This is a genomic window from Bacteroides stercorirosoris (assembly GCF_900142015.1).
GTDB classification, from domain to species: Bacteria; Bacteroidota; Bacteroidia; order Bacteroidales; family Bacteroidaceae; genus Bacteroides; species Bacteroides stercorirosoris.
On record NZ_FQZN01000037.1, the window covers coordinates 1 to 25582 of the forward strand.

The following is a 25582-nucleotide window of genomic DNA, read 5'->3' on the forward strand; positions in this document are numbered from 1 at the left end:
GAGACTTTACAGAAAAAAATTAAGAGAAAAGCTCACGTAAAGTAAAACTGTTCTCTTAATTTATTAGAAAGAGGGACATTTACTGAATATCCCTAGGTATTTTATTGTTTTACCTACCACCTCCCCCTACGGGTACTCCTCCTCCCGGGAGGAGGAGAATGGAGATAGTACTGTTTATCATTTGCCTCATTTCTACGCTGTTATGAATCTGTTTTAACTCCTGATTCACATTATTAATTGCTGTGCAGCGTTAGAGTGGACGCGGCCTCCCGCAATTAATATTTAATATTTAATAATCACCCTACATTTCAATGATTTCCTCCTTGCACAGCGTCAGTTTCTCTACCCCCTCTGCCGTCACTGCCCAAGAGTTTTCTATACCCAACGGGCCGACACCCGGCAATACAATCTTCGGTTCGAGAGCAAACACCATGCCCGGTTCTAATTCCTGTTTCATGCGCGGAGCCAGTACAGGGGCTTCATTGATTTCCAAGCCGATGCCATGACCGATGAACTTCGCCTTCTGCCCTGCTCCCATAAAGTAATCGGCAAAACCGGCCTTGGTCACCAAGTCAATAGCCGTGTTATAAAGGTCTTCGCACACGGCACCCGGCTTTGCTTTCTCAACCACAGCCTCCTGTATTTCCAGACAAGTCTGGTGTGCCGCATATGCCTTTTCCGATAATTTTCCGATGGAGAACACACGGCTCATATCTCCCATATAACCGTTGAAGTTTCCACCCATATCAACCATAAGACTCTGTCCGGGCTGCAACAGGGCACCGTTTGCACCGATAGGCAATGACGGATCAAGTCCTTCGCCACCCAAAGCAAAGTCATAAGGTGCAGGTGCCGTAGCATTATCTCCCGCCAACAAACTGCCCATGAATATCTCCATACTCTGACCGAATGTGCGGAAAATGCCGAGACATCCCTCCAGACGCATCAGACGTTCTATCTCAATAGACAACTGACGGTCAGTCATCCCCGGCTTATACACGGTAGGAATCTGTTCATACGCCTTTGTATGGGCAATACCTGAGCGACGGAACATTTCAAGTTCAATGCTCGTCTTCACACTGCGTGCCTTGCGGATAAGGGGTGTTCCATTCACCACAGTAGCTTCCGGGAAGCAAGCCGCCAGACGGGTATATTCCGTATAAGCCAGTTCATCACCTTCCAGCATCAGCTTTGCGGGCAACGGCAAGCCGCATTCTTTCAGCAAATCGGGCAACTGTTCAGGTTTACGGATAGGGTGAATATGCTCACCCTCAATGTTATTAGGGCGCTTAATGAACAAGCGGGCCGGAGCATTCAACGGCAGATACAAATAACCGCTGACAACACGTCCATACGTATAGATTAAGTTTACATTGCAGGTAATAAGAGCGGCGTCAATTTCTTGTTGAGCCATGAGAGCACGTATCTTATCGCGTCTCAACTTCAATTCCGGTTGTAACATCTCTTTGTTATTTATGATTTTCAAGGCACAAAGGTACTAAAAAAAGGGGATAAAAAAAGTACTGCCCTACACCTTCACAGGCAGGGGCAGCACAAACCACAAATACAAATACAACTAAACAAAGTTTCCTTTAAATAATTCCCTGACCCATCATGGCGTGAGCCACCTTCATGAAGCCTGCAATGTTGGCTCCCTTCACGTAGTTGATGTAACCGTCAGGTTCTGTCCCATATTTTACGCATTGTGCATGAATGCCGTGCATAATAGCGTGCAGTTTTTCGTCCACTTCGGCAGCACTCCAACTGAGGTGCATTGCGTTCTGCGACATTTCCAGGCCTGAAGTGGCAACGCCACCGGCATTGACAGCCTTACCCGGAGCATACATAATCTTATGTTCGATGAACAAGTCGATAGCTTCCGGCGTACAGCCCATATTGGATATTTCACCTACACACATCACTTTATTTTCAATCAACTGGCGGGCATCGTCGCCGTTCAGTTCATTCTGCGTGGCACAAGGCAATGCAATATCAGCTTTCACTTCCCAAGGACGCTTGCCGGCAACAAATGTAGAGCCGGGGAATTCGTCTGCATACGGAGCCACAATGTCATTGCCCGATGCACGAAGTTCAAGCATATAGTCTATCTTTTCGCCACTGATACCATTCGGGTCATAGATGTATCCGTCGGGACCGGAGATAGTAACCACCTTTGCACCCAGTTCGGTCGCTTTGGTAGCGGCACCCCAAGCCACATTTCCGAAACCGGAAATAGCGACAGTCTTACCTTTGATATCAATGCCTTTAGCTTGCAACATCTGATTCACGAAATACAATCCACCGAAACCGGTAGCTTCCGGACGAATCAGCGAACCGCCGAATTCCATACCTTTTCCGGTAAATGTACCGGTAAATTCACGTGTCAGCTTCTTATACATACCGAACATATAGCCCACTTCACGGCCACCTACACCGATATCACCGGCAGGTACGTCCATATCCGGACCGAGGTGACGCCACAATTCAAGCATGAAAGCCTGGCAGAAGCGCATGATTTCAGCATCGCTCTTACCGCGCGGAGAGAAATCGGAACCACCTTTACCGCCACCCATAGGCAGAGTAGTCAGTGCATTCTTGAAAGTCTGTTCAAAACCTAAGAATTTCAGAATAGAGAGGTTTACGGACGCATGGAAACGAATACCACCTTTGTACGGGCCAATGGCATTGTTGAATTGTACACGGTAACCGAGGTTGGTTTGCACTTCACCTTTATCGTCTACCCACGTAACACGGAACGTGAAGATTCGGTCCGGTTCAACCAAGCGTTCTATAATTTTAGCTTTCTCGAACTCTGGATGCTGGTTATAGATATCTTCGATGGAAAGAAGTACTTCCTTTACGGCTTGAAGATATTCAGACTCGCCGGGATGCTTTGCCTCTAAAGAGGACATAATTCGTTCGATATTCATAATATTACGTTTTAAAAGGTTTGTCCTTTCGTGATTTTAAGGTTATTCGAACAAAATGTCAACGAATAACACTGCAAATATAGGGAAACTTTTGAATTTACCTATATTTTTCAGTGATATTTTGATTAAATAATAATAAAATGATATTTCCCAAAGAAAAGGAGGGGTGCATCAAAAGTTATGCGGCACTTTTAACACACCCCCCTTACACTTTTCATCTTTAGAACTTAGGATTCATTCCCAGGTTATACATGACAAAGCCATAGATGTCCGCCTGTTCTTCCAGAACTTTGGTCATAGGCTTGCCTGCACCGTGTCCGGCTTTGCTGTCGATGCGGATAATGGTAGGATTCGTTCCGTCATTGCATTCTTGCAGGGTAGCGGCAAATTTGAATGAGTGGGCGGGAACTACACGGTCGTCATGATCGGCCGTAGTAACCATAGTAGCGGGATACTTGGTACCCGGTTTCATGTTGTGCAACGGAGAATAGCCTTTCAGATACTCAAACATTTCCTTGCTGTCCTCACTGGTACCATAATCGCTTGCCCAGTTCCAGCCGATGGTGAACTTATGATAACGGAGCATATCCATCACGCCCACCTCCGGAATAGCCACGCGGAACAGGTCGGGACGCTGCGTCATACAGGCGCCTACCAACAAACCGCCATTGGAACCACCCACGATGGCAATCTTATCTTTATCGGTATACTTATTATTAATAAGGTATTCGGCAGCCGAAATGAAGTCATCAAAAACATTCTGCTTCTGCATCTTCGTTCCTGCTACGTGCCAGTCTTCACCATACTCGCCACCGCCACGCAAGTTGGCCTGTGCGTAGATACCGCCATTCTCCAAGAACGGAATACGTGTAGTGGAGAAGCCAGGATAGAGGCTGATGTTGAAGCCACCGTAAGCGTACAGATACACCGGATTCTTACCGTCTTTCTTCAAGTCCTTCTTATAAGTAAGGAACATAGGTATCTTCGTACCGTCCTTGCTGGGATAGAACACCTGCTCAGTCACATATTCATCCGGATTGAACGCTACCTTGGGAGCACGGAAAAGCTCGTAGGTATTCTTGTCCATATCATACTTATAAGTAGCACCGGGGGTAGTGAACGACGTGAAGCCGAAGAAACATTCCTTATCGTCCTTATTCCCGCTGAAACCTACGGTACCGAGTGACGGCAACTGTATTTCCTGTATTTCCTTACCATTCAGGTCGTATACATAAGCATGGTTGGCAACGTCCTTATCGTATGTCAGGAAGAGTTTTCCACCTATTACTTCGGCACTGGAAAGCACGTTTTCTGTTTCAGGGATCAGTTCCGTCCAGTCTTTCAAGGCAGGCTTGTTGATGTCTGCCACCATCAGACGGTATTTGGGAGCACCGTAATTGGTGAACATATACATCTTGTCACCAATGATCTCAAGCGGATAATAGTTATAGTCCATATCCGTAGCCATTGCCACAAACGGGGCATTCGGTTTGCGCAGGTCTTTCATGTAGATGGCGTTTCCGCGTCCGTCGCCACTCTCATACAAAAACAGGACTGTTTCGTCCTCGTTGACGCTGGTGGTATAGAAACGCTTTGGATAATTCGGATTCTGATAAATCAATTTGTCCTCCGATTGCGGGGTACCCATCTTATGATAGTAAACCTTGTGGTTTTCATTCACATTGGAGAGTTCAATGCCTTTCTTCGGCCTGTCGTAAGCACTGTAATAGAATCCGTCGCCTTGCCAGGATGTTCCGGTCACCTTTGCCCATTCTATATGTTCATCCAACAGTTTGCCACTTTCCGTGTCCAGCACATATATTTCCGTCCAGTCCGAACCGCTACGCGAGATAGTGTAAGCTGTATATTTACCATCGTTTGAGAAAGAAATACCGGTCAGTGCTACTGTACCGTCATCCGACAGCTTGTTGGGGTCGAGGAACACACGCGGTTCGCCATCCAGATTATCCTGCACATAAAGCACACTCTGATTCTGCAAACCATCATTCTTGTAGAAATAATACTTGCCATGTTTCTTGAATGGCGTACCAATCTTTTCGTAATTGGCTAAATCCGTCAGCCGTTTCAGCAGGGCATCACGGAAAGGAATTTTAGACAAGTAGTCGTTCGTTACTTTGTTTTGCGCTTCCACCCATGCGGCGGTTGCGGCAGAAGTATCATTTTCCAGCCAACGATACGGGTCGGGCACTTCTGTTCCGAAATAAACGTCTACCGTATCCACCTTCGCGGTTTCAGGATACGCAAGTTTCTGTTGTTGTTGTGCACATGACATCATGATGATACCGGTTGCGAATAAAGTTACTTTTTTCATACTATACATAATATAAGAGTGTGATTGTTATCTCTTTAGCACTGTCGTTATGCAATCTTATTTCTTTATAGGCGTTAAAATTACAAAAACAACTGATGGCAAACAAGGATTTGCAGTACAATTATATTTCAAAGGGCATTTCTTTTTATTTCCTGCCTGCCATTCTTGTCCGTACCCGCCTTAGGGAGTTAAGTTGTCGCACCGCCACTTTTATCACTTTTCCCTGTGGTAACTAAAGAAAATCGCAGCAAACGCTTATTCTTTCCATCGTGGAGTTTTTTTCTTTCTACCACGGAGAAAGTTTCTTTCCATCATGGTGGAAAGAAAAAAACTCCACGGTGGAAAGAATAAATATTGGTATGCAAAAGTAATAGGCTTCGCCAGCAAAAAGATTAGGAATGCCTATAAAAGAAGTTAGCCTATAGTAAAACAGGTACGAAGAGTTTAAATACCGTCACAAGAAGTCGAAAATCTATCATTTTCCTTCATTTTTGATAGTTTTTAGAGCTTTTATGGCAGTATTCAAACCTCGTTTCGCCAAATAATCGCTAACCTTGCATCCGAAAACAAAGGTTAACAAGCCATGAGAAAAACATCATTCATACTATTCTTACTATTCATTGGTCATACTTCCATGTTCAGTCAGTCCCGTCTGGCGGAAGATGCACAATTGGAAAAGCAACTTCATGAAACAGGCTTGATTCATGCTCCGCTACCTTTGAATACCGAGCGGTCTTTCGAAGAAAAAGCCCTGAAAAAAGAAGTCCTGTCCAGCCAACCGCTTACGGCGTCTGATGGAACAGACGGATGGCGTCACTCCGGAAAAGGGAAAATGTCTTTTTCCAGAGAAAAATCCGTATCGGGTAAAGGCAGCATCCGTTTATCTTTCCCCACATATACAGGGAAAAGAGCTACCGGTTCTCCCTCCGACCCCGACTATGCCACCTACGGAAACAGCCGCGTCACCTATCACGTCAACGGAAAAAACTGGGAAGGGTACAACAGAATCTCCTTCTTCATCTATCCCGATTGCGACGGAGCGCGCGTAGTCAATATGAACCTGACATTTACCAATGACACTTCCACCCCCAAAGAAGAATATAACTCACCCAGCGGTTCGCATCTCATCAACCTCGTAAACAAGACATGGAACCACTGCTTCCTTGAGATAGACGAATATCAGCGTGATAAAGTAATGGCAATCAGTTTTGATACAGCCCTGAAAGGGAAAGACCGGACTACGGGCGATTCCGCCATTTATTATATTGACGGCATCCGGCTACAACAAATCAAGAGCCCTGAGAAGGTAAGCGGATGGAACCCGGCAGAACATACAATCGCCTATTCCACCACAGGATATGATACGGACGACCGGAAAACGGCTGTCGTCAACGCCGGATTGTGCGATCAATGGAAACATTTCCAACTGGTTAATGCCGCAAACAGCCGGGTTGCCTACGAAGGTCCGCTGAAACAGGAACAAACGACTATCGGAGCATTCGGAGTTATCGACTTTACCGCCTTCAACCAGCCGGGAAATTATCAGCTGAAAGTGGGTGACATCATGACGCCCCCGTTCCGGATAGGGGCAAACCTATGGGATAACTCCCTTTGGAGAGTGCTGAATTTCCTCTTTTGCCAGCGTTGCGGGCATCCCGTCCCCGACAAACACGCTGCCTGCCATACGGATTTGTTTTCCCGGCATGGCGTCAAAAGCATCTCCTATTCGGGCGGATGGCACGATGCAGGCGACTTATCGCAACAGACCTTACAGACCGGCGACGTGACTTTCTCTCTACTTGAAGCCTACAATCGCCTCAAAGAAACCAATGTCCCACTGGCTGCACGCTTATTGGAAGAGGCTGAATGGGGAATCGAGTTTATCTTGAAAAACCGTTACGGAGATGGTTACCGCGCCAGCAGTATGGGATTGCTTATCTGGCAGGATGGCATTCTAAATACATCAGACGATATTCATTCTGTACGTGTTCAGAACATGGCATTCGACAACTTCCTGTATGCAGGCTATGAGGCATACGCCGCAATGACCATAGACCGGGACCCGATGCTGCAAGAACATCTGCGGAAAGTGGCGGAAGAAGATTTCTCATTCGCTACGGAAAAGTTCAGAAAAGACGGTTTCGACCGGTTCAAGCAGATGTACGAGCATAGTTACAATACATCCCACAGCCAGTATATGGCAACCATATCCTGGTCTGCCAGTATGCTCTATAAATTGACGGGCAAATCCTTCTATGCGGAAACTGCCGCAGAAGCCATCCGCTACGTACTCGATTGCCAACGCACCGAACCGCTGAAAGACAAAGGAAAGACCTGCGGATTCTTCTATCGGGATAAATCGCGGAAATCCATTGTACACTATATCCATCAGTCGCGCGAGCAAGTCTATATGCAAGCCATGGCCTTGCTTTGCGAAACGCAGAAGGGACACCCTGATTATCCAAAGTGGTCGAACTCCATAAAACTATACGGAAACTATCTGAAAGGCCTGATGGCATATACCCAACCCTACGGAATGATTCCGAGCGGGGTATATCATGCGGAAGAATACAAAGATTCCACCGGTTTCTACTCCCTCCATCTTTTTCCGCCTGCCAATGCACAGGAACTGTACACGAAGCAGGTTACACGGGGAGTCAAGCTCGACAAAGAGCACTATCTGAAACGTTTCCCCGTATGGTTCAGCATCTTCAACGGCAATACAGCCATCCATCTTTCCACCGGAAAATCCGCCGCCATCTGCGGAAATTTCCTTAAAGATGAAGAGTTGCTGAGCATCGGACGGGAACAACTTTACTGGACCGTCGGAAAGAATCCTTTCGGACAATCCCTGATATACGGAGAGGGATACAACTATCCGCAGATGAACACTTTCTCCTCCGGCGAGATGACCGGCGAGATGCCTGTCGGAATCCGCACGCTGGGCAATGATGACATCCCCTATTGGCCGCAGACCAATAATGCCTGTTATAAAGAAGTATGGGTGACCTCGGCAGGGAAATGGCTATCGCTTATCGCCGAATACTAAAAAAAAGAAACTATTAATCACATAAATATATAAACACTATGAGAACAATCAAATTCTACTTAACTCTATTGTTTGCAGTCTGCACATTTCTGGTAAATGCGCAAACGCCCCAGGGATATCCGGCCAATTATGCCAATGCCCCCCGTTTCAAAGCGCTGGTTTATTATACTCAACATGCGGAAGAAGCACACTATCAATTCTCCTTGCAGGCAGTGGAGTTCTTCAAGAAACTGAACTACGGCAAAGGTTTTGTGCTGGACATCACCATGGACCTCTCCCAATACCCCTACGAAAAGCTGAAAGACTATAACGTAGTGGTAATGCTCGACGGCTATCCCAATACAAAAGCCGAACGCGATGCTTTTGAGAAATACATGGAAAACGGAGGTGGCTGGGTAGGTTTCCACGTTGCCGCCTATAATGACAAAAACACAAATTGGCTTTGGTTTGTAGACTTTCTGGGTGGCGGGGTTTTCTATTGCAATAACTGGCCCCCTCAGCCCGTTCTGGTTGAAGTTGACAATGAGAATCACCCCGTCACCAAGAATTTACCAGCCTCCTTTGTGGCTCCGTCAAGCGAATGGTATCAATGGAATCCCAGTCCAAGAGCCAACAAAGACGTAGAAGTCTTGCTTTCACTCTCTCCCAAGAACTATCCGTTAGGAATCAAAGACGTGGTCAATTTTGGCGATTTCCCTATTGTATGGACCAATACCAAGTACAGAATGATATACTTGAATATGGGACATGGCGATGAAGAATTTATCGATGCCACACAAAACCTCTTGTTTGTAAATGCCTTCCGCTGGGTGGTCAGTACAGATAAGAAAGGAGATCCGTTCAAGAAATAAATGGCATCTGAATAACTCGATTCACAAAAAAAAGAGCCTTGCAAACCAACAGTAGTACCACTCCGTAGTTTGCAAGGCTACCAATAACAATACCAGAAGATTTCCCTTACAAATTAATAATGTCTTCAAGAGTTAAACCGGTAATATCGGCAATTGTCTCGCAATCCAATCCTTTCTCTTTCATTCTGCGGGCATTGGACAAACAAGCTTCCAATCTTCCTTCTTCCAATCCTTTCTCCATGCCTTTCTCCATACCTTCAGCAATACCTTTCTCCATGCCTTCAGCAATACCCTTAGCCAATCCTCTCCGTTCAGCACTGTTATAAAGTGTTTTTTCTACGCTTATAATATCCCAGAACTTCTCATACCCCGCCAATTGTGCATCCGTAAAAGCTGATTCTTCAAGAGCATTCACGGCTTTCTTTAATTCCGGATTGGCAAGCAGTTCCTCGGGGACTTCCCGGGTATGTTCGTTAATTTCGGTCAGGTATCGCAGCCACAGCACCTGCATTTTCTTTTCGCTGTAGTTGTGAGGGGTGAATTTGGGAAGTTCCACAAATACCAGATGCAGCCCCTCTATAACTTTGTCCGTATGCTCCATATGTACCAAGCGGTAGTAATGATAGTATTCGCCATTCAAGTCCGGTTCGAAGATGTCGTTCACCAGATTCAGTGAATACACGGGCTGTAGCAATTCATACTGCTCACCGGAGTTTAACTGGCGCACATAGGCCTTCGATGCGTTAAACAACACCCGCTGTTTAAATTCAGGTGACCAGATCATCTGCATCTCAACCAGAAAGACACGTCCACGATTGTCGCGGCAACGCACATCGACAATGCTGTTTTTGCGCAACGGATTGTCCGGGACCAGTTCTACCGGCAGGTATTCTATTTCAGCCACTTCCTGACCGGGATCGAGTGGCAACAGAGCATTCAGCAGGCTCATCACCAAATCGGGATGTTCGCCAAAGACGCGTTTAAACGTCAGGTCAGCTTTAGGGTCCAAGTATCTCATATAATTCTCAAGTATAATATTCTAAAATCGCATCTTTGTAATGCGTGAATGACGCAAAGATAGTGATAATCATTTGAGAAAGAACTATTATATCAAAATAAGCATTAATAATTTAACCTTTGAAAGCCTCAAAATATCAATGATATAAAAAAGATAGAACAGATTCCCTTTTTTTTTGTCGTACATAGTATATATTTATATAAATTGATAATTAAACTATGGCGACTGTAAAAGTAAAATTCAGAAAATCATCGGTGGAAGGCAAAGCCGGAACGATCTACTATCAGCTGTGTCACAAGCAGAGCAATAAGCAGATAACCACCCAAATGTATGTGCTTCCCCAGTGGTGGGACGCAGAAAAGGAAACACTTATTAGTGAAGCGGACAACAGTGGGCTTTCCGCCCGTTACCAACGGCAAATAGAGAAAGATTTGCAGTGCATCCGCGGCATCCTATGCGAATGGGACGGAACAGGGAAAGACTACACTTTGGCGGATGTCATTACCCGTTTTCGTACTTTGAACGAGGGCGGCGGCAACTTGCTGTCCTGCTTGACGGGCCTGATAAATGAACTTAAGAATGATGGCCAATGGGGAAATGCCCGTAATCTGCAGCGAGCGTTAAACAGTTTTTCAAACTTCCTGAAAGGCTTGGACCTGCCACTCAACCAGGTAGACGAAAAGCTCATCATGGAGTATGAACAATGGCTCCGGGCACGGAAAGTGAGTAAAAACAGCAGTTCCTTTTATATGCGGACTTTGCGTTCTGCCTATAACAAGATGGTAAGCCGGAATCAGTTGGAACAGACATTTCCTTTTCAGAATGTTTATACCGGCGTGGAACGTACCCGCAAACGTGCTGTGCATGAGGATATCATGGTACGTTTACAAAACCTGGACTTGGTACATTCTACTCCGCTTGCCTTTTCACGCGACTTGTTTATCTTCAGCTATTGCACTCGTGGAATGTCTTTTGTGGATATTGCCTATCTAAAGAAAGAGGATATTAGCGGAAGAATGTTAAGCTACGTCCGCCATAAGACAGGACAACGCCTCAACATCCGCATAGAACCTTGCATAGCTGAGATCATCAAACGCTACGAACCGTCTGTCCGTAATAGCCCCTACCTCTTTCCTATCATTACTTCCTATGATTCGGAAGAGGCTTTCCGACAATATCAGACTGCACTGGGCTACCATAACCGGAAGTTGAAGAAACTGGGAAATCTGGTAGGAGAAAATCTGCATCTTTCTTCTTATACAGCAAGGCATAGCTGGGCAACGGTTGCACGCAACCACAATGTCCCTTTGCCTATCATTAGTGCAGGAATGGGACACACGTCCGAAAAGACCACGGGCATATACTTGGATTCTATAGAAAACTCGCTGATAGACAAGGCAAATGAAGATATTTTGGAGGCTTTATGTCGTGACGTTTCTAAGTAAGAAACCTTAAAATTACTGCGCAAAGATATAACAAATAAAATAATAAAGCAATATAACACAATAAATATTTGTTTATATTTTCACTTCAAAACGAGTATAAAATATTGATTTTTAGCGCAATAAACACTTACGTATAAAAAATAAATAAATAGATAGTTAAAATAAATATAAAATAGAACTTAATAAATATACCTATAAAAATAATCCAAACATAGTATCAAATCTACAAAACCTAAAAAAATAGGATAAAAAATATTTTTTATCCTACAGTAATTCAATGTTTTAGTATGTCGTGACGTTTCTTACTTAGAAACGGTACAATTACAGGGTTACGGATGCCTTCTCCTGGGTCAGGAGAAGTTCCGAGTTCCAAAAATCGACAGACAAAACGAATAATTGGATTAACCTTGCTTGCTGCGTATTAGAGTTGTTTTTGAAAGCCAAAAAAAACTCAGATACGCAGGAATGGAAGGAATATCTTTTAGGTGAGATACGACAAATTATGGAAGAAGTACCTTCAATCATGCACTGGTACGCATTCAAAGTCTTCTACAATAAAGTATTTGAGATAGAAGACGCGCTGACTAAAGACAAAATCGAAACCTATATTCCCTGTGAGAAAATTCTTGTGGAACGTGGTGGAGTGAAAAAGAATGTGCGCAAACCAATCATTTCCTCCCTTCTGTTCTTCTATTCCACAGAGAAACAGGCATTGGCGTTACAACAGAAGCTGACAGACCGTGTCATCCTATATACCCGCCTGGTCAATTGGCAGAAACAGCCGATAGCCATCCCCGAACGGGAGATGAAAATTTTCATGCTTGTTACTTCCTCCGGAGAAAAAGGACTGGATTATTTGGGCGACGTCCCCACGGAGTACAGCACCGGCGAACGGGTTCTTGTCACGGACGGTCCCTTCAAGGGAGCGGAAGGCTGTATACACCGCATCAAAGGAAACCGCCGCCTGATAGTAGCGATACAAGGTGTATGTGCAGTGGCAACTGCCTATATCCCCCAATGCTTTCTCAGGAAAATATAATTCATTACAATTAAACAAGTTCTCACCCAATTAAATTCTTCAGACATGACAATCTGTCTTTTTGAAACTGTGGTAGTATTCGCTGTCAGCTGCCTGCTCAGCGCAATGATTATTCCCAAGATATCACTTGTAGCCTTCAAACGACGGCTTTTCGACCCGTTGAGTGAACGTAAGTTGCATACGACGCCCATTCCCCGTCTGGGGGGAATCGCCTTTTTCCCGTGCATCATAGTACCTATTTCGCTCGTCATCGCCTGCCATAATCTATGCACGGACAGCAACCTGCTCAGTTGGAAACAGTCCACCTGCCTGCTCACCCTATTTAGTTGCCTCTTCATACTTTACCTGATGGGGATGAGAGACGACTTGATAGGTATGCGCTACCGCGCCAAGTTCATCATCCAGACACTTTGCGGCTTACTATTGGTTGCCTCCGGTTTCTGTTTCGATAACCTCTACGGGCTATTCGGCATCTACGAATTACCCCGCTACATAGGTATACCGTTCACAGTCTTCATCATTGTCTATATCATGAATGCAATCAATCTGATAGACGGCATCGACGGCCTGGCTTCCGGGTTGAGCATGATAGCTTTCTTCGCCTTCGGTTGTATGTTCGTCGGTCTGCACTGGTGGCTGTATGCTTTCATCTCCTTTGCAGCTTTAGGTGCGCTGATACCGTTCTTCTACTATAATATGTTCGGGCAGCCCCACCGCGGACGGAAAGTGTTTATGGGAGATACCGGTTCGTTGACCATCGGCCTGCTGCTGGCTGTAATGGCCATTCATCTCAGTATGTTCGACCCCGTCAAGGAAATCACCTTCCCCGGTGCCATCGTGACGGCTTTCTCTTTCCTGCTGGTGCCGATGCTGGACGTGGTTCGCGTGGTGCTTCACCGCCTGCGCAACCATAAGCCGCCGTTTCTCCCCGACAAGAACCATATACACCATAAATTCATCGCACTGGGAATGTCGCAACGCCGGGCCTTGAGTTTCATCCTTAGCATAGCCTGGGCTTTTATTGCGGTCAATGCCGTCTTGGCTTCCCATATGTCCGTTACTGTGCTGTTTCTGCTGGACGTGGCGGTGTGGACGGCAATGCACTTCTACATTACAGCGAAAATTTCCAAAAGGACAAGCAAACAATATAAGCGTATAATATAATTCTGTTTTAACATGAAAAATCACCTTTTATATCTGCTCTTTCCGTTAGCGTTGCTCTCTTCATGCAACACGTCAAAAGAGATTATCTACTTTCAGGATGTGGAGGTCAACATCCCCAAAGCGATTGCCCCGCCCCAAGACATCACTGTGCAACCCAAAGACCAGATATCCATCATGGTGTCGAGCAAGGATCCCGAACTGGCGGCTTTGTTCAATCTGACCCGCGTGCAATACAAGATAGGATCACCAGAGCAAAACAGTGGAAATAACAATGGAGAAGTTTCCGGTTACACACTGGATGACAAAGGCGCTATCGACTTCCCTGTATTGGGAAGCCTCACCGTGGCGGGCATGACGCGAAGCCAGATTGCCGCATTAGTGAAGCAAAGGTTGAAGGAAGAAAATCTGGTGAACGACCCGGTAGTTACCGTGGAGTTTATGAACCTCAGCTTCTCCGTACTGGGTGAAGTGAAGACTCCCGGAAAATACGGCATTTCCAAAGATTATATAACCCTGCTGGAAGCTATCAGCATGGCCGGCGACCTGACCATTTACGGCAAGCGGGATGCCATCTTCGTAATCCGCGAGGAAAAAGGAGAACGGGTGACGCACTGGGTGGATCTCCGTTCCTGCGATCTATTCAAATCTCCCGTTTACTACCTGAAGCAGAACGACGTGGTGTATGTGCAACCCAACAAGGTGCGTGCCGGACAATCCACCCTGAATGAAAACAGCGTGAAAAGTGTAGGATTATGGATCAGCATAGGGTCATTTCTTACCTCCCTGGGGGTACTGTTGTTTAAATAATTTTTTTTCTAACTACTCACTATTATGGTTGAAAAGAAAAAGCCTGCCGACGATTTTATACGGATACAGGATTTATGGGGAATGTTTGTCCCCAAGTGGTATTGGTTCGCCGGTTCCCTGTTCGTCACTCTGACCATAGCGGCATTGTACCTGCTGAGCACTCCGCCCATTTACACCCGTACCGCCGCCATCCTTGTCAAAGACAACTCGAAAAGCAACTCCTCGACAAACGCGATGAGCGACTTTTCCGATTTGGGCATCTTCAAGTCCAATACCAACATCAACAATGAGCTGCTGACATTGAAGTCTCCCACACTGATGACCGAAGTAGTCAGCCGGTTGGGATTGAACGAAAGTTTCACCGTACGCAGGGGACTGAAGAATGTCGATTTATACAAATCGGCTCCTGTGGCCGTCACGTTCCTCGACAAAATGGAAGCTCCGTTGAGTTTCACCATCGAGTTCTCCTCAAAAGATACGTTCGCCATTTCCGAGTTTGAAGTGTCGGGAGTGGACACAAGAGAAACCTTCTCCGCACAAACGGGCGACTCCATACACACACCCGCCGGAACGATGATCATATCTCCTACGCAAGCACCTTCCGATGCCTTTATGGGAGTACCTATCCGGTACGTCAGAAGAAACGTGCGCAGCGTTTCCGATGCCTATGCCAAAGAGCTGGTTGCCGAATTGGGCAATGAAGACGCCACCATCATCAACCTCAGCATCAACGATGCCTCCACCCGGAAAGCGGAAGACATACTGAACACCTTGATCGAGGTTTATAATGAGAACTGGATTCAGGACAAGAACCAGATTGCCATCAGCACCTCGCAGTTCATCAGCGACCGTCTGGACGTGATAGAGAACGAGCTGGGACACGTGGACGAAAACATCTCCAACTACAAGAGCGAACATCTGCTGCCCGATGTGCAGGCAGCCTCCAGCCTCTACATGGCACAGTCCGCTGAAAACAAAAAGGAACTGTCGGCACTGAACAACCAACTCTCCACCGCCCAATACATCCGCAGAGAGCTGAACTCCAAACAACTGAACCAACCCTTACCGGCCAATTCCGGCATCGTCAATGCCAATATAGAAACCCTCATCAGTGAATACAACAATCTGGTGCTCGACCGCAACCGGCTGATAGCCAACAGTAGCGAGAAGAACCCATTGGTAAAGAATATGGCGAGTTCCCTGCAAAGTATGCAACGCACCATCATCCAGTCGGTGGACAATCTGATCGTCTCCCTGAACACCCAAATCCGTAGCATCCTCCGCCAAGAGGAAGCCACCACCAACCGGTTGGCATCCAACCCGAACCAGGCGAAATACCTGCTGTCGGTGGAACGCCAGCAAAAGGTGAAAGAAGAGCTTTATCTCTACCTGCTCCAGAAACGTGAGGAAAACGAGCTCTCGCAAGCATTCACCGCCTACAATACCCGCCTGATCACCGCCCCGCGCGGCAGTATGTTTCCCACCGCTCCCCGCAAGATGAATATCCTGCTGGTGGCATTCGCCATCGGCCTGCTGGTTCCGGCAGTGATTATCTTCATGAAGGAGAACATGAATACCAAAGTGCGCGGCCGCAAGGACCTGGAAAATCTGAGTATGCCCTTCATTGGCGAGATTCCCCAATGTTCCGGTACGGGAAAGAAATGGGAATTGAAGAAGCGGCAGAAGACGGATACCATCGTGGTGAATGACGGCAACCGCAACATCATCAACGAGGCATTCCGCGTGCTGCGCTCCAACATGGACTTTATGGCAGGCAAGGACAACAGCCAGAACGTCTTCGTACTGACTTCGTTCAATCCCGGCAGTGGAAAGAGTTTCCTGACCATGAATATCGCCATGAGTTTCGCCATCAAGAAGAAACGGATTCTGATAATCGACGGCGACCTCCGGCACAGCTCCATCTCCTCCGACATCGACTCTCCGAAGATAGGATTAAGCGACTATCTGGGCAACCGGATTGAAAATTGGAGAGAAATCATCGTCCCCTACAAGGAATACGCGAACCTGCATATCATCCCCATCGGAACAGTACCTCCCAATCCTACCGAACTGCTGGAAGACGGCAAACTGGCGGCATTGATAACGGCTTTGCGACCGGAATACGATTACATCTTCATCGACTGCCCGCCCGTCGACATCGTGGCCGACGCGCAAATCATCGAGAAGTTGGCGGACCGCACCATCTTCGTGATTCGTTCCGGCCTGCTGGACCGCTCCATACTTCCCGAACTGGAAACGATGTACACCGGGAAACGCTTCAAGAACCTCGCCATGATACTGAACGGAACGGAAAGTGCCGGAGGACGTTACGGCTATCGTTATGGTTACCACTATGGCTATGGTTCCTATTATGGCGGCAAGGGGAAATAAGACTAAATAGTGCAATGGAGAAACATAAATTAACTATAATAGCGCAGTTAAGCACAAAAAACCGGAATCCGAATGCGTAGATAGATTAAAAATTAAGAAAATAAGCATTCCTATATGTATGGAATAAGGTCATTTTCTGTTACTTTTGTACGCATTAACTTAATTGGCATGAAACAAGTAGACGATATAGGTGACAATGGATTCATTGGAGAAATAAAGCAACTACTGGAAGAGGCACGAAAACAGGTAGTTCGTCAAGTGAATACTACAATGCTGAAGACGTATTTTGAAATAGGAAGACGCATTGTAGAACAAGAACAAAAAGGAGAGGTTCAAGCCGGATATGGTAATTATCTGATAGCAGAACTCTCTAAATCTCTTTCCGCTTCCTTTGGCAAAGGTTATTCCAAACGTAATATTGAATTGATGAGACAGTTTTACCTGACATACAAGATTACGCAATCACCGATTTCGCAATCTCTCAGTTGGACGCACTATATTCGTCTGATGAGGATCTCTGATGAGGCTGAACGCCGTTTTTATGAGATAGAATGTGAAGCCAATCATTGGAGTGTGCGTGAACTTAACCGGCAATTTGACTCTGCCCTATACCAACGTTTAGCACTTAGCCGTGACAAGGAAAAGATATTGGAACTTTCTCGAAAAGGACAAATATTAGAAAAGATTATTTTGTGCCGTGACAAGAAAGATGCACTAGTCGAAATCACTTTACCCGAGGACTCAACGCAAATTTTCGCAAGTCGTTATCAAACGGTATTGCCTAGCAAGGAAGAATTGTCTAAATTGATTAAAAAATAATCGATTTCAAGTTTCCGGCCCCTGTTTCAATAACAGCAGTAAGTTCCATGTGGTTATTTTCCAAATCCCGAACCATTGCAGAAAGCGGTCTTCTGAAAGGAATGACCGACTACCATTGCCACATCCTGCCCGGAGTGGACGACGGTATGAAGACAATGGATGAGTCACTCGTAATCCTGCATCAGATGGAAAGCCAGGGCATCCGTAAGGTGTGGCTCACTCCTCATGTGATGGAAGATATCCCCAATACCACTCTTGCCCTGCAAGAGAAATTCGAGGAGTTGCAAACTGCCTACCGTGGTGCGATGGAACTGAATCTGGCCGCTGAATACATGATGGACAATCTCTTTGAAGAGCGTCTGGAAGCCGGTGACCTGCTCCCACTCCGCGAAGGTTACAGGCAATATCTGCTGGTGGAAACTTCCTGTTTCAATCCGCCCATGAACCTGGTATCTACCCTGAAGCACATTCAGGCAAAAGGATACCGCCCCTTGCTGGCACATCCTGAACGTTATCAATATATGGACATACCCGATTACCGCGCATTGAAACATGAGGGAATCGCTTTCCAGTTGAACCTTCCGTCGCTGACGGGAGTGTATGGCGTACATGCACAAAAAAAGGCCGCATCCCTGCTGAAAGCAGGGATGTACGACCTGACAGGAACCGATATGCACTCTCCGGAGAATTTCAGAGTATAGCTCGGAACACGGATTGGCAGTCGAGAGAGGGGCATGCTTTCGGCACGCTTCCAGGCATGTCGCGATGGCCTCTGAGCTGCGCCTTCGGGAAGAGTTTCAACAGCCGGGACAACAGTTGTTCCAGTTGTTCAAACTGTTCCCCGGTGAGCGTGTCGGCAGGATGTCCTTCCGTGTCCAGTCCGCCTTCGTAGCATACGCCGATGGAGCACCGGTTGAAGGGACGGCAGTGGGCTCCCACTTCGAGCAACCGGCGGTGCTGGCTGACGGTTCCGTCACGGCGGACGTAGAAGTGATAACCGATGGTACGGAATCCGCGGGCACGATGGTCACGCATGAGTTGCTCCACGGTATAGTCGCAGTTACAGCGGGTGGCGGAACAGTGCAGGATAATGTAGCGTACCGAGTCAGTGGAGTCCATCATCAATCCGCTTTCCACCCCGGCAAGGAGTTCACGCTCATTGAGCACTTCCTCCCCGCCTATGGTCATAGGGAATGTTTCCTGTATCATGGCAACATACATTCGATAACGGTTGAACAACTGGTCACACCCAATGCCGTGAGGGCCGCAATAGCTGCCTGGATGATAGCGTTGAGCAGAGAGACCCAAGTGATTTTATTCTTTTTTACAGAGTCAGACATGAGTTTTTTAATTTTAAATTATTAATTTTTTAATTTCCAACGCCTCCGGCGTCAGATTCATCCCAGCGGGTTTTCATCGACACCTCCTCCGGGGTTGTCAGTGCCGCCTCCATCGTCCACGTCACCCGGATCGGAGGAAGTCACTTGCTTGATGACGTTTCCGTCCTTGTCGTAGCAGGTGATGTTGACGGAGGTATCTTTCAGCTCCTGCTTGATGTCGACACTGGGGGTGAAGATAACTTTGCGGGTGGTGATGAGTCCCGTACTCACATCCTCCACTTTGGTCACCGCTCCGGCCTGCAAGCCGAAGCGCATGGTTCCCAGTCCGGGCACGGCAACGGAATGGCCTTCGGTGGCCCATGCCTTGACGACGTCACCGATAGCTTGCCAGGCGGCATTGATGCTTCCCTTCGGAATACCCGACCGTATGGAGGCTTCAGATATGACTTTTTCCTGCTTCAACGTGCTGTAGATTTCTGCCTGCATGATGAAACGATACTCCCCCTTAGAGGGGCCCACCGCCAGTTTGGTCTGACGGGCTTTTACTTTAATTCCCATAATCTCAATAAATTAATTAATAATGTTAAATGGTAGGGTGTGGCAAGTGACTTTTGGCACACCCTTAAATAATCTGCTGACAAAGATATGATGCACCGGAAACCGGCTTATGGGTTTCGATGGGTTCCGGTGGGTTTCTCCTTACGGGGTCGCCCAAATGGCGGATTATCAGCGACACTTGCCGGGACATGAGCAACTTCTGCGAACGATGATAACCGGCAGCTTCCAGTTCCTCCATCAAGGGAGGACAACTGTGAACCCACCGCATCAGACGGTTGGTACCTACTGCGGGCGTTGATTCCGGAAAATAGAGAAGAGCCAGTTCGCTCTTCTTCATGGAGAAAGGATGAAAAAGCATAGTCATTAAAGTAAATATTGAAAATAAATCAAGTCTTTTTGCAGGGAGTACGAAAGCCACGAAATCACTACCCTATTGGAAAAATATTTTTTCCCAGTTGGAAAAAAAATCAAGGGCTTGACAAATGTGGCAAAACTTGCAAACTTGCAGTGGCTCTCACACCCACACACACGTACATACGTACGCGCGGGAGAAATCGTTTTTCATACCCAACGATTTCTCAATTAAACCTGTACTCTCCCCTGCCGGTTTTCGTCAGTTGCCTTTTGTCAACCATGCGTTTCAGCAGCGAGTCGAGCGTGCCGGGAGATATCCCGCACCGTTCGCCCACCTGAAGGGCCTGGCTGCGGGTGAAACTGAGCGGCAGCAAATCAAGAAATGCGTCCTGCGGTAGCTTCTGCTGCATGGTTTCGACTGCCGGAAGGAACGAAAGTATATGGCACGAGTGCAGGTATAGAGGCTCCGTGAGTGCCAGTACAGCGTGGAAGTCATCGTTGCTGACGGTGAGATCGAACCGCGACACCACTCCGTCTTGCACATTCTCGCGTGCAATATGGGGCGAGGGAGACAGGCCGGGACACGACATCAGTGCCCAGACCAGGTCGTAGTCCGTTTTTTCCCCGGCAGTCCGGCTGACGTCGTCCGCCGCCATCAGCAAGGCATCGAGCGAACGCATCAGTGCCACGACACTGGTGATGCGGCAGATGTTGATGGCGATACGTGCCACCGCGCTTTTCATATGATCGCCATGAACCACCCCCGCACGGCTGAACACACGTGAGAGGTGAACGTTGAACTCGTCTTTCTGTGCCTGGGTGAGTCTTAGGTTTATGCTGCTTACAGCGCCTGTCAGGGCATCGAGCAATCGCTTCCAACGTTCACCCCAGGTGGTGAACATAGAGTCGTAGTCGTGTCCGGAACGATCGAACTGGTCCACCCACTCATTGATGGGAGGCATATAGTAGAACACTTGGCGTGAGAATAGCCCGTTCTCCGCCGACGGGATGAGCGGCTTCACCTGACCGGGCGTGCCACTGATCAGTACACTGAGATAGGATTCTTTACACTCCCGATATTCATGGTTGGTGCGGCGGTTGTAGGCCAGCCTCTCATGGTCGAAACTCTTGCGCAATGTATCGCTCCAGTGACCGTAGTCCGCGCCGATGGCTGCGCTCACGGTGTCGGCTTCCGTCTCGCATATCAGCCCGGCACCATCAGCATCCATCAGATTCTCCAGCATACCGGCTCCGGAGTTGTCGCCCGCGATGAGAAACATTTTCATGCCAGGCTGTTCGGGTTCGGGCGTATTCGCCTTCTCCTTGCCCATCACGTCCCATTTCGCTTTCTCGCGGCGATAGGCTTTCATCTTTTCGAAGTACGAGTCCATCAGCGAGTCGTGTTTGGGTTCGGCCAGCCGACGCACCCACGTCAGCACCCCTTTTCCGGAAGCGGGCAGAGCGATGATGAAAGTTTGCAGGCACGGATATTTATTCTTACGTCCGTAAGTGAAAGTCAGCAACTTGTTAATGGTGGCCCCCAACACAGTGACGGCTCCCAGCAGCAGGATGTCCCTTTGGGCGGGCGTGTCGCCACAATCTATCACCTGCTGGAGGAATAGCGGCCACTGGTAGTCCGGGAAACAAGGCAGGGAGACGGAACCGCTTTCTTTTAGCTCACGCGCACGTGTGTGGGTGTGAGGGGGCTGCAAGTTTTGCAAGTTTGCAAGTTTCTTGTCGAGGCGCACCCCTGCCAGTTGAACCAAATGGAACACTGTTCCCAGGGAATTGCCTCCCCGCCCGTTCAGCAGAGCGTGGTCGTAGAGCTTATCAGCCTCGTCCTGCCGGTATTTAGCGGACAAGCTGCAAAGGCGGTGGAAAAAACTCCGCCCCGCTTCACCGCAACTGTTAGCCACAGCGAAAGCCAGCGGCATATATTCCTGATAAGTGGGGGCAATATCAACTCTTGCCTGTTCGACAGCAACGGTCAATTGTTCGATAATATCAATTTCACTCATGGGATGATTTGTAATTTTTAATTTGCAATTTGCATCTGCAATCCGCATCATGCACCAGGAAGCACGCTCTCGACATATCGGCGTTGGCGGTGTCGGCTTTCAGCCCGTGTTTCCACTCCAGATAATCCCAGGCGGTGTGCAGAGCATTGTCGAACGATTGTTCCAGCGTCTGCGTGAGGCTTAGGCGGTAAGGCACAAAGAGTTTTACACCTTTGGCTCCGGGACTTACAAAGGCGAGGTCAGGTTGCAGTACTTCATCGGCAAAGAGACGGTCGCGCCACGCTGTGGCTTCTTCGGTGGAAGCAAGGTGGTCGATGTCTATCACAAATAGCCCTGAGGGTAGTACGATACATTGCTCCCGACAGTATGAAAAAATTCCGGCAGGCGTGACGTATGGCAACAATGTTTGTTTTTTTCCGCGGAAGGCTTTATCATTTTCCGTATCGGCCCTTACCCTTTGCGTCAGTTCCTTCAAATGGGAATCGGAGGAGATATAGGAATGAAGCCCCGCTACGCTGCACACTCCGGCAGGCACTTTGTTGGTGACGGGAGCATTAAAAAAAGACATGATAGATTCTTTCATAACACTAATTCTGATTTAATTAAAACTATAATTTTACATCTATTGGATTTATATCAACAAAGGTATAGCGTTTATTCCGTCCCTACTAATTCTCACATATGCGTTTACAAACCATTTATAGCCATTGAGTGCTTGTTGATAATTTATTGAAAATAGTTTAAACGGCCTAAGAATAGAAGAAAAAAAATGGAGAGAGATATTATAAATATGAACGACAAACCGGAAATAGAGATAAAAATATTCGGCGGTACGAACATGATAGTCCCCGCGGGTACTACCGCCGTTCAGAACTTTTACGGCGATCAGTTTGCCGAGGTCGCCATCCGTCCCGAAGCAACCGCGGGCGTCGAAAGCCTGAACGATGCCGAGTGCCATCTTTTCACCTATGTGCCCGACGTGAAGAAAGTGCATGAGTACACCCGACTTTTAGGTGAATGTACCACCGCCCACGATCTGGCCAACGTGGTAAGCATCATGCTCGGCGAGCCCCGTGTGGACAAGAATACGGTGGTGAAAGGTACTTTCATCGAGGTGCTTCTCCCTTTTGCCTCCCGACTGACGTCGGGGGCAAAGGTGGATAATGTGAGGCAACAGATTAATAATATGCTGATGACGAGGGGAAGGGAAAGAAAATAGAGGAAGAAGAGAAAATATAAATTGTAGTAAAACATGAAAGTTATTCAGACAAACGTAGAGGGTTTGGCCATCATTGAGCCACACCTTCTCAAAGACTCACGCGGCTACTTCTTCGAGTCTTTTTCCCAACGGGAATTCGAAGAGAAAGTGCGCAAAGTAAATTTCGTGCAGGATAATGAGAGTATGTCATCATACGGAGTGATGCGTGGACTTCATTTTCAGAAGCCACCTTTTGCACAAAGTAAATTGGTGCGTTGCGTAAAAGGCAGTGTACTTGATGTGGCGGTTGACATCCGTAAAGGTTCGCCTACATACGGTGAGTATGTAGCGGTAGAATTGTCGGAAGGCAATCATCTTCAGTTCTTTATTCCCAGAGGTTTTGCCCACGGTTTTGCCGTACTGAGCGAGGTGGCTGTATTTCAATATAAGTGTGATAATTATTATGCTCCGCAAGCTGACGGCGGAATCAGTATCTTGGATGAAAGTATAGGGATAGACTGGAAGATACCGGTTGATAAGGCGATACTGAGTGAGAAAGATAAGAAGCATCCGTTGCTGAGGGAGTTTGAGAGTCCGTTTGGGTATGGGATGGGGCTTTATCCTGAATTTGAATAATCATGAATATACCTATAACAGGAGCCAACAATCTGTTGGATAACATAAAAAGAGCATCTAATATTGAATGCTTGCGATGTATAGCAATGCTATTTATCATATTAAACCATTATTGTTCCGGCATGGCAGGGACGGGTGATGATGTATAGCAATGCTATTTATCATATTAAACCATTACATACTAAACATTGCAACAAAACGGTTATCATTAGATGTATCTTAAATCCGGTTAGTGTTCCCAAAAGACGTATATGAGCTTCTCTGCAGAATGAATAAATTTGCTGCTGTAACCAAAACGATTGAATCATGTACAACAACTCAGACTTTAAAAGATTTTTTATTCGCTACAAAGCAAAAGCCGTACCAGCAGGCGAATCCCTCCAGAACTTTTGCTTTAGAAACAAGTTACCTTATAGAAGGAAGTCCGTTTGTATGGACAAGGCAAAGAATACCGCACCATGACAGCCGACAAGCCAATCTGCCATGAATGTGGTATTACAAAATTACCAGAAGACTCCATTACAATAAAACGTATGCGTCGGTATTCCTACGAGCAGATAAGCAGTATAATAGGGCATGATTATGAGGTAATCCGCTACAAGACAGCTGACGGAATCATCCGTGATGGTTACTTCCCTCTTGATGGCGGATCGTAAATTATGGATGTCATACCCGGTACTCACGCATCGAGTACCTTTATGGCTTATATAAGTATCTTGAAAGAATGTTGCCTTGAAAAAGACGCTATCATTAATTGTGATGAGACTTGGTGTAGGGTGAAAGTTAAAGCCGCTTACAGGAAAAGATATATATGGTGTCTTGTCAACAAGTCTGAGAGGATTGTCACATATTGTTACGAGGATGATTCCAGAGGTAGTGGGGTATTACGTCATATACTCGGTGACCATGCAATAAAAGCGCTACAGTCAGATGGATATAACGTATATATGCATCTTGATAACAATCTGATAGACATCAAACATGTTTGTTGCATGGCACATGCAAGAGCAAAGTTTAAATATGCCCTGGAATGGGGCGGTGAGATTGATACCGCCTTCTTCCATTGCATAGGCGAACTTTATGTGTTGGAGGCAAAATATGAGCATGGGCGGCCTTCACCGGAACAGATAAAGAACTGTCGGAACAATCTAAAGACAAAGGAAATCATAATCCGTCTGCGCAGTAAACTTAACGCATGGTTGAGTGAGGGGCATCCTCCACGCGGTGAACTGATGGAAAAGGCGCTCCGGTATCTAAATACTTTCTGGACACAGCTGTTTGCATATACACATGACAGTCCATATACAATCGACAATTCCATTGCCGAACGTTTCATACGTCTTTTAGCAGGCGAACGTAAGAACTCGTTGTCTTTCGGAAGCGGAAAGATGGCCGGTATATCAGATGCATACCATACTATCATATTGGCCTGCAAATGCAGGGTGTCCTTGTATTGCAATATTTGAAGGAATTCTTCAAACAGATAGTGCTCGATCGCACCGATTATGAAAATTTATTGTCGATAACCATCGGAATAACCAATAATAAACATTAAAAAACAATTTAACTTTTGACATAATTTACAAGGAAACCGCTTAAATGCGGCTTTCCCTATGGGACACGTCAAAATTGG

At 46.8% G+C, this 25582-nt stretch carries 23 protein-coding genes; 13 read left to right on the forward strand and 10 right to left on the reverse strand.

Annotated features, from left to right (window positions below; genetic code table 11):
• Positions 1–301: 301 nt before the first annotated feature.
• From BUC01_RS20815 to BUC01_RS20825, 3 genes are all read right to left on the reverse strand, one after another.
• Positions 302–1462 carry a M24 family metallopeptidase gene (locus BUC01_RS20815; protein WP_025835706.1) on the reverse strand — a complete coding sequence of 387 codons (1161 nt, stop codon included), beginning with the start codon at positions 1460–1462 and terminating at the stop codon, positions 302–304.
• Between the two features lie 130 nt (positions 1463–1592).
• Positions 1593–2930 (reverse strand): NADP-specific glutamate dehydrogenase, encoded by a 1338-nt coding sequence (gene gdhA, locus BUC01_RS20820; protein ID WP_025835708.1) that lies wholly within the window; start codon positions 2928–2930, stop codon positions 1593–1595.
• Between the two features lie 220 nt (positions 2931–3150).
• Positions 3151–5262, reverse strand: coding sequence for a prolyl oligopeptidase family serine peptidase (locus tag BUC01_RS20825; protein ID WP_073314765.1), 2112 nt, complete (start codon positions 5260–5262; stop codon positions 3151–3153).
• A gap of 583 nt (positions 5263–5845) precedes the next feature.
• Between BUC01_RS20825 and BUC01_RS20830 the strand changes: the two genes are divergently transcribed.
• Positions 5846–8311, forward strand: a complete 2466-nt coding sequence (locus BUC01_RS20830; RefSeq protein ID WP_073314735.1) for a glycoside hydrolase family 9 protein — start codon at positions 5846–5848, stop codon at positions 8309–8311.
• A 38-nt stretch (positions 8312–8349) separates the two neighbouring features.
• Positions 8350–9162, forward strand: a complete 813-nt coding sequence (locus tag BUC01_RS20835) for a ThuA domain-containing protein (RefSeq protein ID WP_073314737.1) — start codon at positions 8350–8352, stop codon at positions 9160–9162.
• A gap of 106 nt (positions 9163–9268) precedes the next feature.
• Here BUC01_RS20835 and BUC01_RS20840 read toward each other — a convergent pair whose 3' ends face one another.
• Positions 9269–10180: an Rpn family recombination-promoting nuclease/putative transposase gene (locus tag BUC01_RS20840; RefSeq protein WP_025835710.1), complete on the reverse strand. Its 912-nt coding sequence runs from the start codon at positions 10178–10180 to the stop codon at positions 9269–9271.
• A 218-nt stretch (positions 10181–10398) separates the two neighbouring features.
• On the opposite strand from BUC01_RS20840, the gene BUC01_RS20845 reads away from it, so the two are divergent.
• The 7 genes from BUC01_RS20845 (at position 10399) to BUC01_RS20875 (ending at position 18546) form a co-directional block, all read left to right on the forward strand.
• Positions 10399–11625 (forward strand): tyrosine-type recombinase/integrase, encoded by a 1227-nt coding sequence (locus BUC01_RS20845; RefSeq protein WP_025835712.1) that lies wholly within the window; start codon positions 10399–10401, stop codon positions 11623–11625.
• A gap of 502 nt (positions 11626–12127) precedes the next feature.
• Positions 12128–12664, forward strand: a complete 537-nt coding sequence (locus BUC01_RS20850; RefSeq protein WP_073314767.1) for a UpxY family transcription antiterminator — start codon at positions 12128–12130, stop codon at positions 12662–12664.
• A 45-nt stretch (positions 12665–12709) separates the two neighbouring features.
• Positions 12710–13828: an MraY family glycosyltransferase gene (locus BUC01_RS20855; protein WP_073314739.1), complete on the forward strand. Its 1119-nt coding sequence runs from the start codon at positions 12710–12712 to the stop codon at positions 13826–13828.
• Positions 13829–13840: 12 nt separating this feature from the next.
• A complete protein-coding gene (locus BUC01_RS20860) occupies positions 13841–14635 on the forward strand; it encodes a polysaccharide biosynthesis/export family protein (protein ID WP_073314741.1) in 795 nt (264 codons plus the stop codon).
• A 24-nt stretch (positions 14636–14659) separates the two neighbouring features.
• Positions 14660–17026, forward strand: coding sequence for a GumC family protein (locus BUC01_RS20865; protein ID WP_073314743.1), 2367 nt, complete (start codon positions 14660–14662; stop codon positions 17024–17026).
• A gap of 168 nt (positions 17027–17194) precedes the next feature.
• Positions 17195–17845 carry a DUF1016 N-terminal domain-containing protein gene (locus tag BUC01_RS20870; protein ID WP_081795852.1) on the forward strand — a complete coding sequence of 217 codons (651 nt, stop codon included), beginning with the start codon at positions 17195–17197 and terminating at the stop codon, positions 17843–17845.
• A 47-nt stretch (positions 17846–17892) separates the two neighbouring features.
• Entirely contained in the window at positions 17893–18546 is a 654-nt protein-coding gene (locus BUC01_RS20875) for a tyrosine-protein phosphatase (protein ID WP_034524701.1), read from the forward strand.
• On the opposite strand, the gene BUC01_RS20880 is transcribed toward BUC01_RS20875, so the two are convergent.
• The 6 genes from BUC01_RS20880 to BUC01_RS20900 form a co-directional block, all read right to left on the reverse strand.
• Positions 18536–19054 (reverse strand): N-acetylmuramoyl-L-alanine amidase, encoded by a 519-nt coding sequence (locus BUC01_RS20880; protein ID WP_025835002.1) that lies wholly within the window; start codon positions 19052–19054, stop codon positions 18536–18538. The two genes, BUC01_RS20875 and BUC01_RS20880, sit on opposite strands and share 11 nt — an antisense overlap.
• Positions 19051–19185 carry a smalltalk protein gene (locus BUC01_RS26250; RefSeq protein ID WP_159106539.1) on the reverse strand — a complete coding sequence of 45 codons (135 nt, stop codon included), beginning with the start codon at positions 19183–19185 and terminating at the stop codon, positions 19051–19053. Before BUC01_RS26250 ends, BUC01_RS20880 begins: the two co-directional genes overlap by 4 nt.
• 57 nt (positions 19186–19242) lie before the next feature.
• Positions 19243–19743, reverse strand: a complete 501-nt coding sequence (locus BUC01_RS20885; protein WP_025835000.1) for an HU family DNA-binding protein — start codon at positions 19741–19743, stop codon at positions 19243–19245.
• Positions 19744–19807: 64 nt separating this feature from the next.
• A complete protein-coding gene (locus BUC01_RS20890) occupies positions 19808–20107 on the reverse strand; it encodes a DUF4248 domain-containing protein (RefSeq protein ID WP_243462734.1) in 300 nt (99 codons plus the stop codon).
• 214 nt (positions 20108–20321) lie between these two features.
• The gene (locus BUC01_RS20895; RefSeq protein WP_025834998.1) at positions 20322–22115 is read right to left on the reverse strand and encodes a DUF3987 domain-containing protein; all 1794 of its coding nucleotides are present in this window, start codon (positions 22113–22115) and stop codon (positions 20322–20324) included.
• The gene (locus tag BUC01_RS20900) at positions 22108–22698 is read right to left on the reverse strand and encodes a BT4734/BF3469 family protein (RefSeq protein WP_073314745.1); all 591 of its coding nucleotides are present in this window, start codon (positions 22696–22698) and stop codon (positions 22108–22110) included. The genes BUC01_RS20895 and BUC01_RS20900 overlap by 8 nt, the downstream gene beginning before the upstream one ends.
• A 186-nt stretch (positions 22699–22884) precedes the next feature.
• Between BUC01_RS20900 and BUC01_RS20905 the strand changes: the two genes are divergently transcribed.
• The 4 genes from BUC01_RS20905 (at position 22885) to BUC01_RS25960 (ending at position 25415) form a co-directional block, all read left to right on the forward strand.
• Complete coding sequence (locus BUC01_RS20905) at positions 22885–23334, forward strand: hypothetical protein (RefSeq protein WP_073314747.1); 450 nt, start codon at positions 22885–22887, stop codon at positions 23332–23334.
• A gap of 33 nt (positions 23335–23367) precedes the next feature.
• Complete coding sequence (rfbC, locus tag BUC01_RS20910) at positions 23368–23949, forward strand: dTDP-4-dehydrorhamnose 3,5-epimerase (protein ID WP_025834997.1); 582 nt, start codon at positions 23368–23370, stop codon at positions 23947–23949.
• A 428-nt stretch (positions 23950–24377) separates the two neighbouring features.
• Positions 24378–24605, forward strand: coding sequence for a hypothetical protein (locus BUC01_RS20915; RefSeq protein ID WP_025834996.1), 228 nt, complete (start codon positions 24378–24380; stop codon positions 24603–24605).
• Between the two features lie 42 nt (positions 24606–24647).
• Positions 24648–25415: an IS66 family transposase gene (locus BUC01_RS25960; protein WP_025834995.1), complete on the forward strand. Its 768-nt coding sequence runs from the start codon at positions 24648–24650 to the stop codon at positions 25413–25415.
• The last annotated feature ends 167 nt before the right edge of the window (positions 25416–25582 follow it).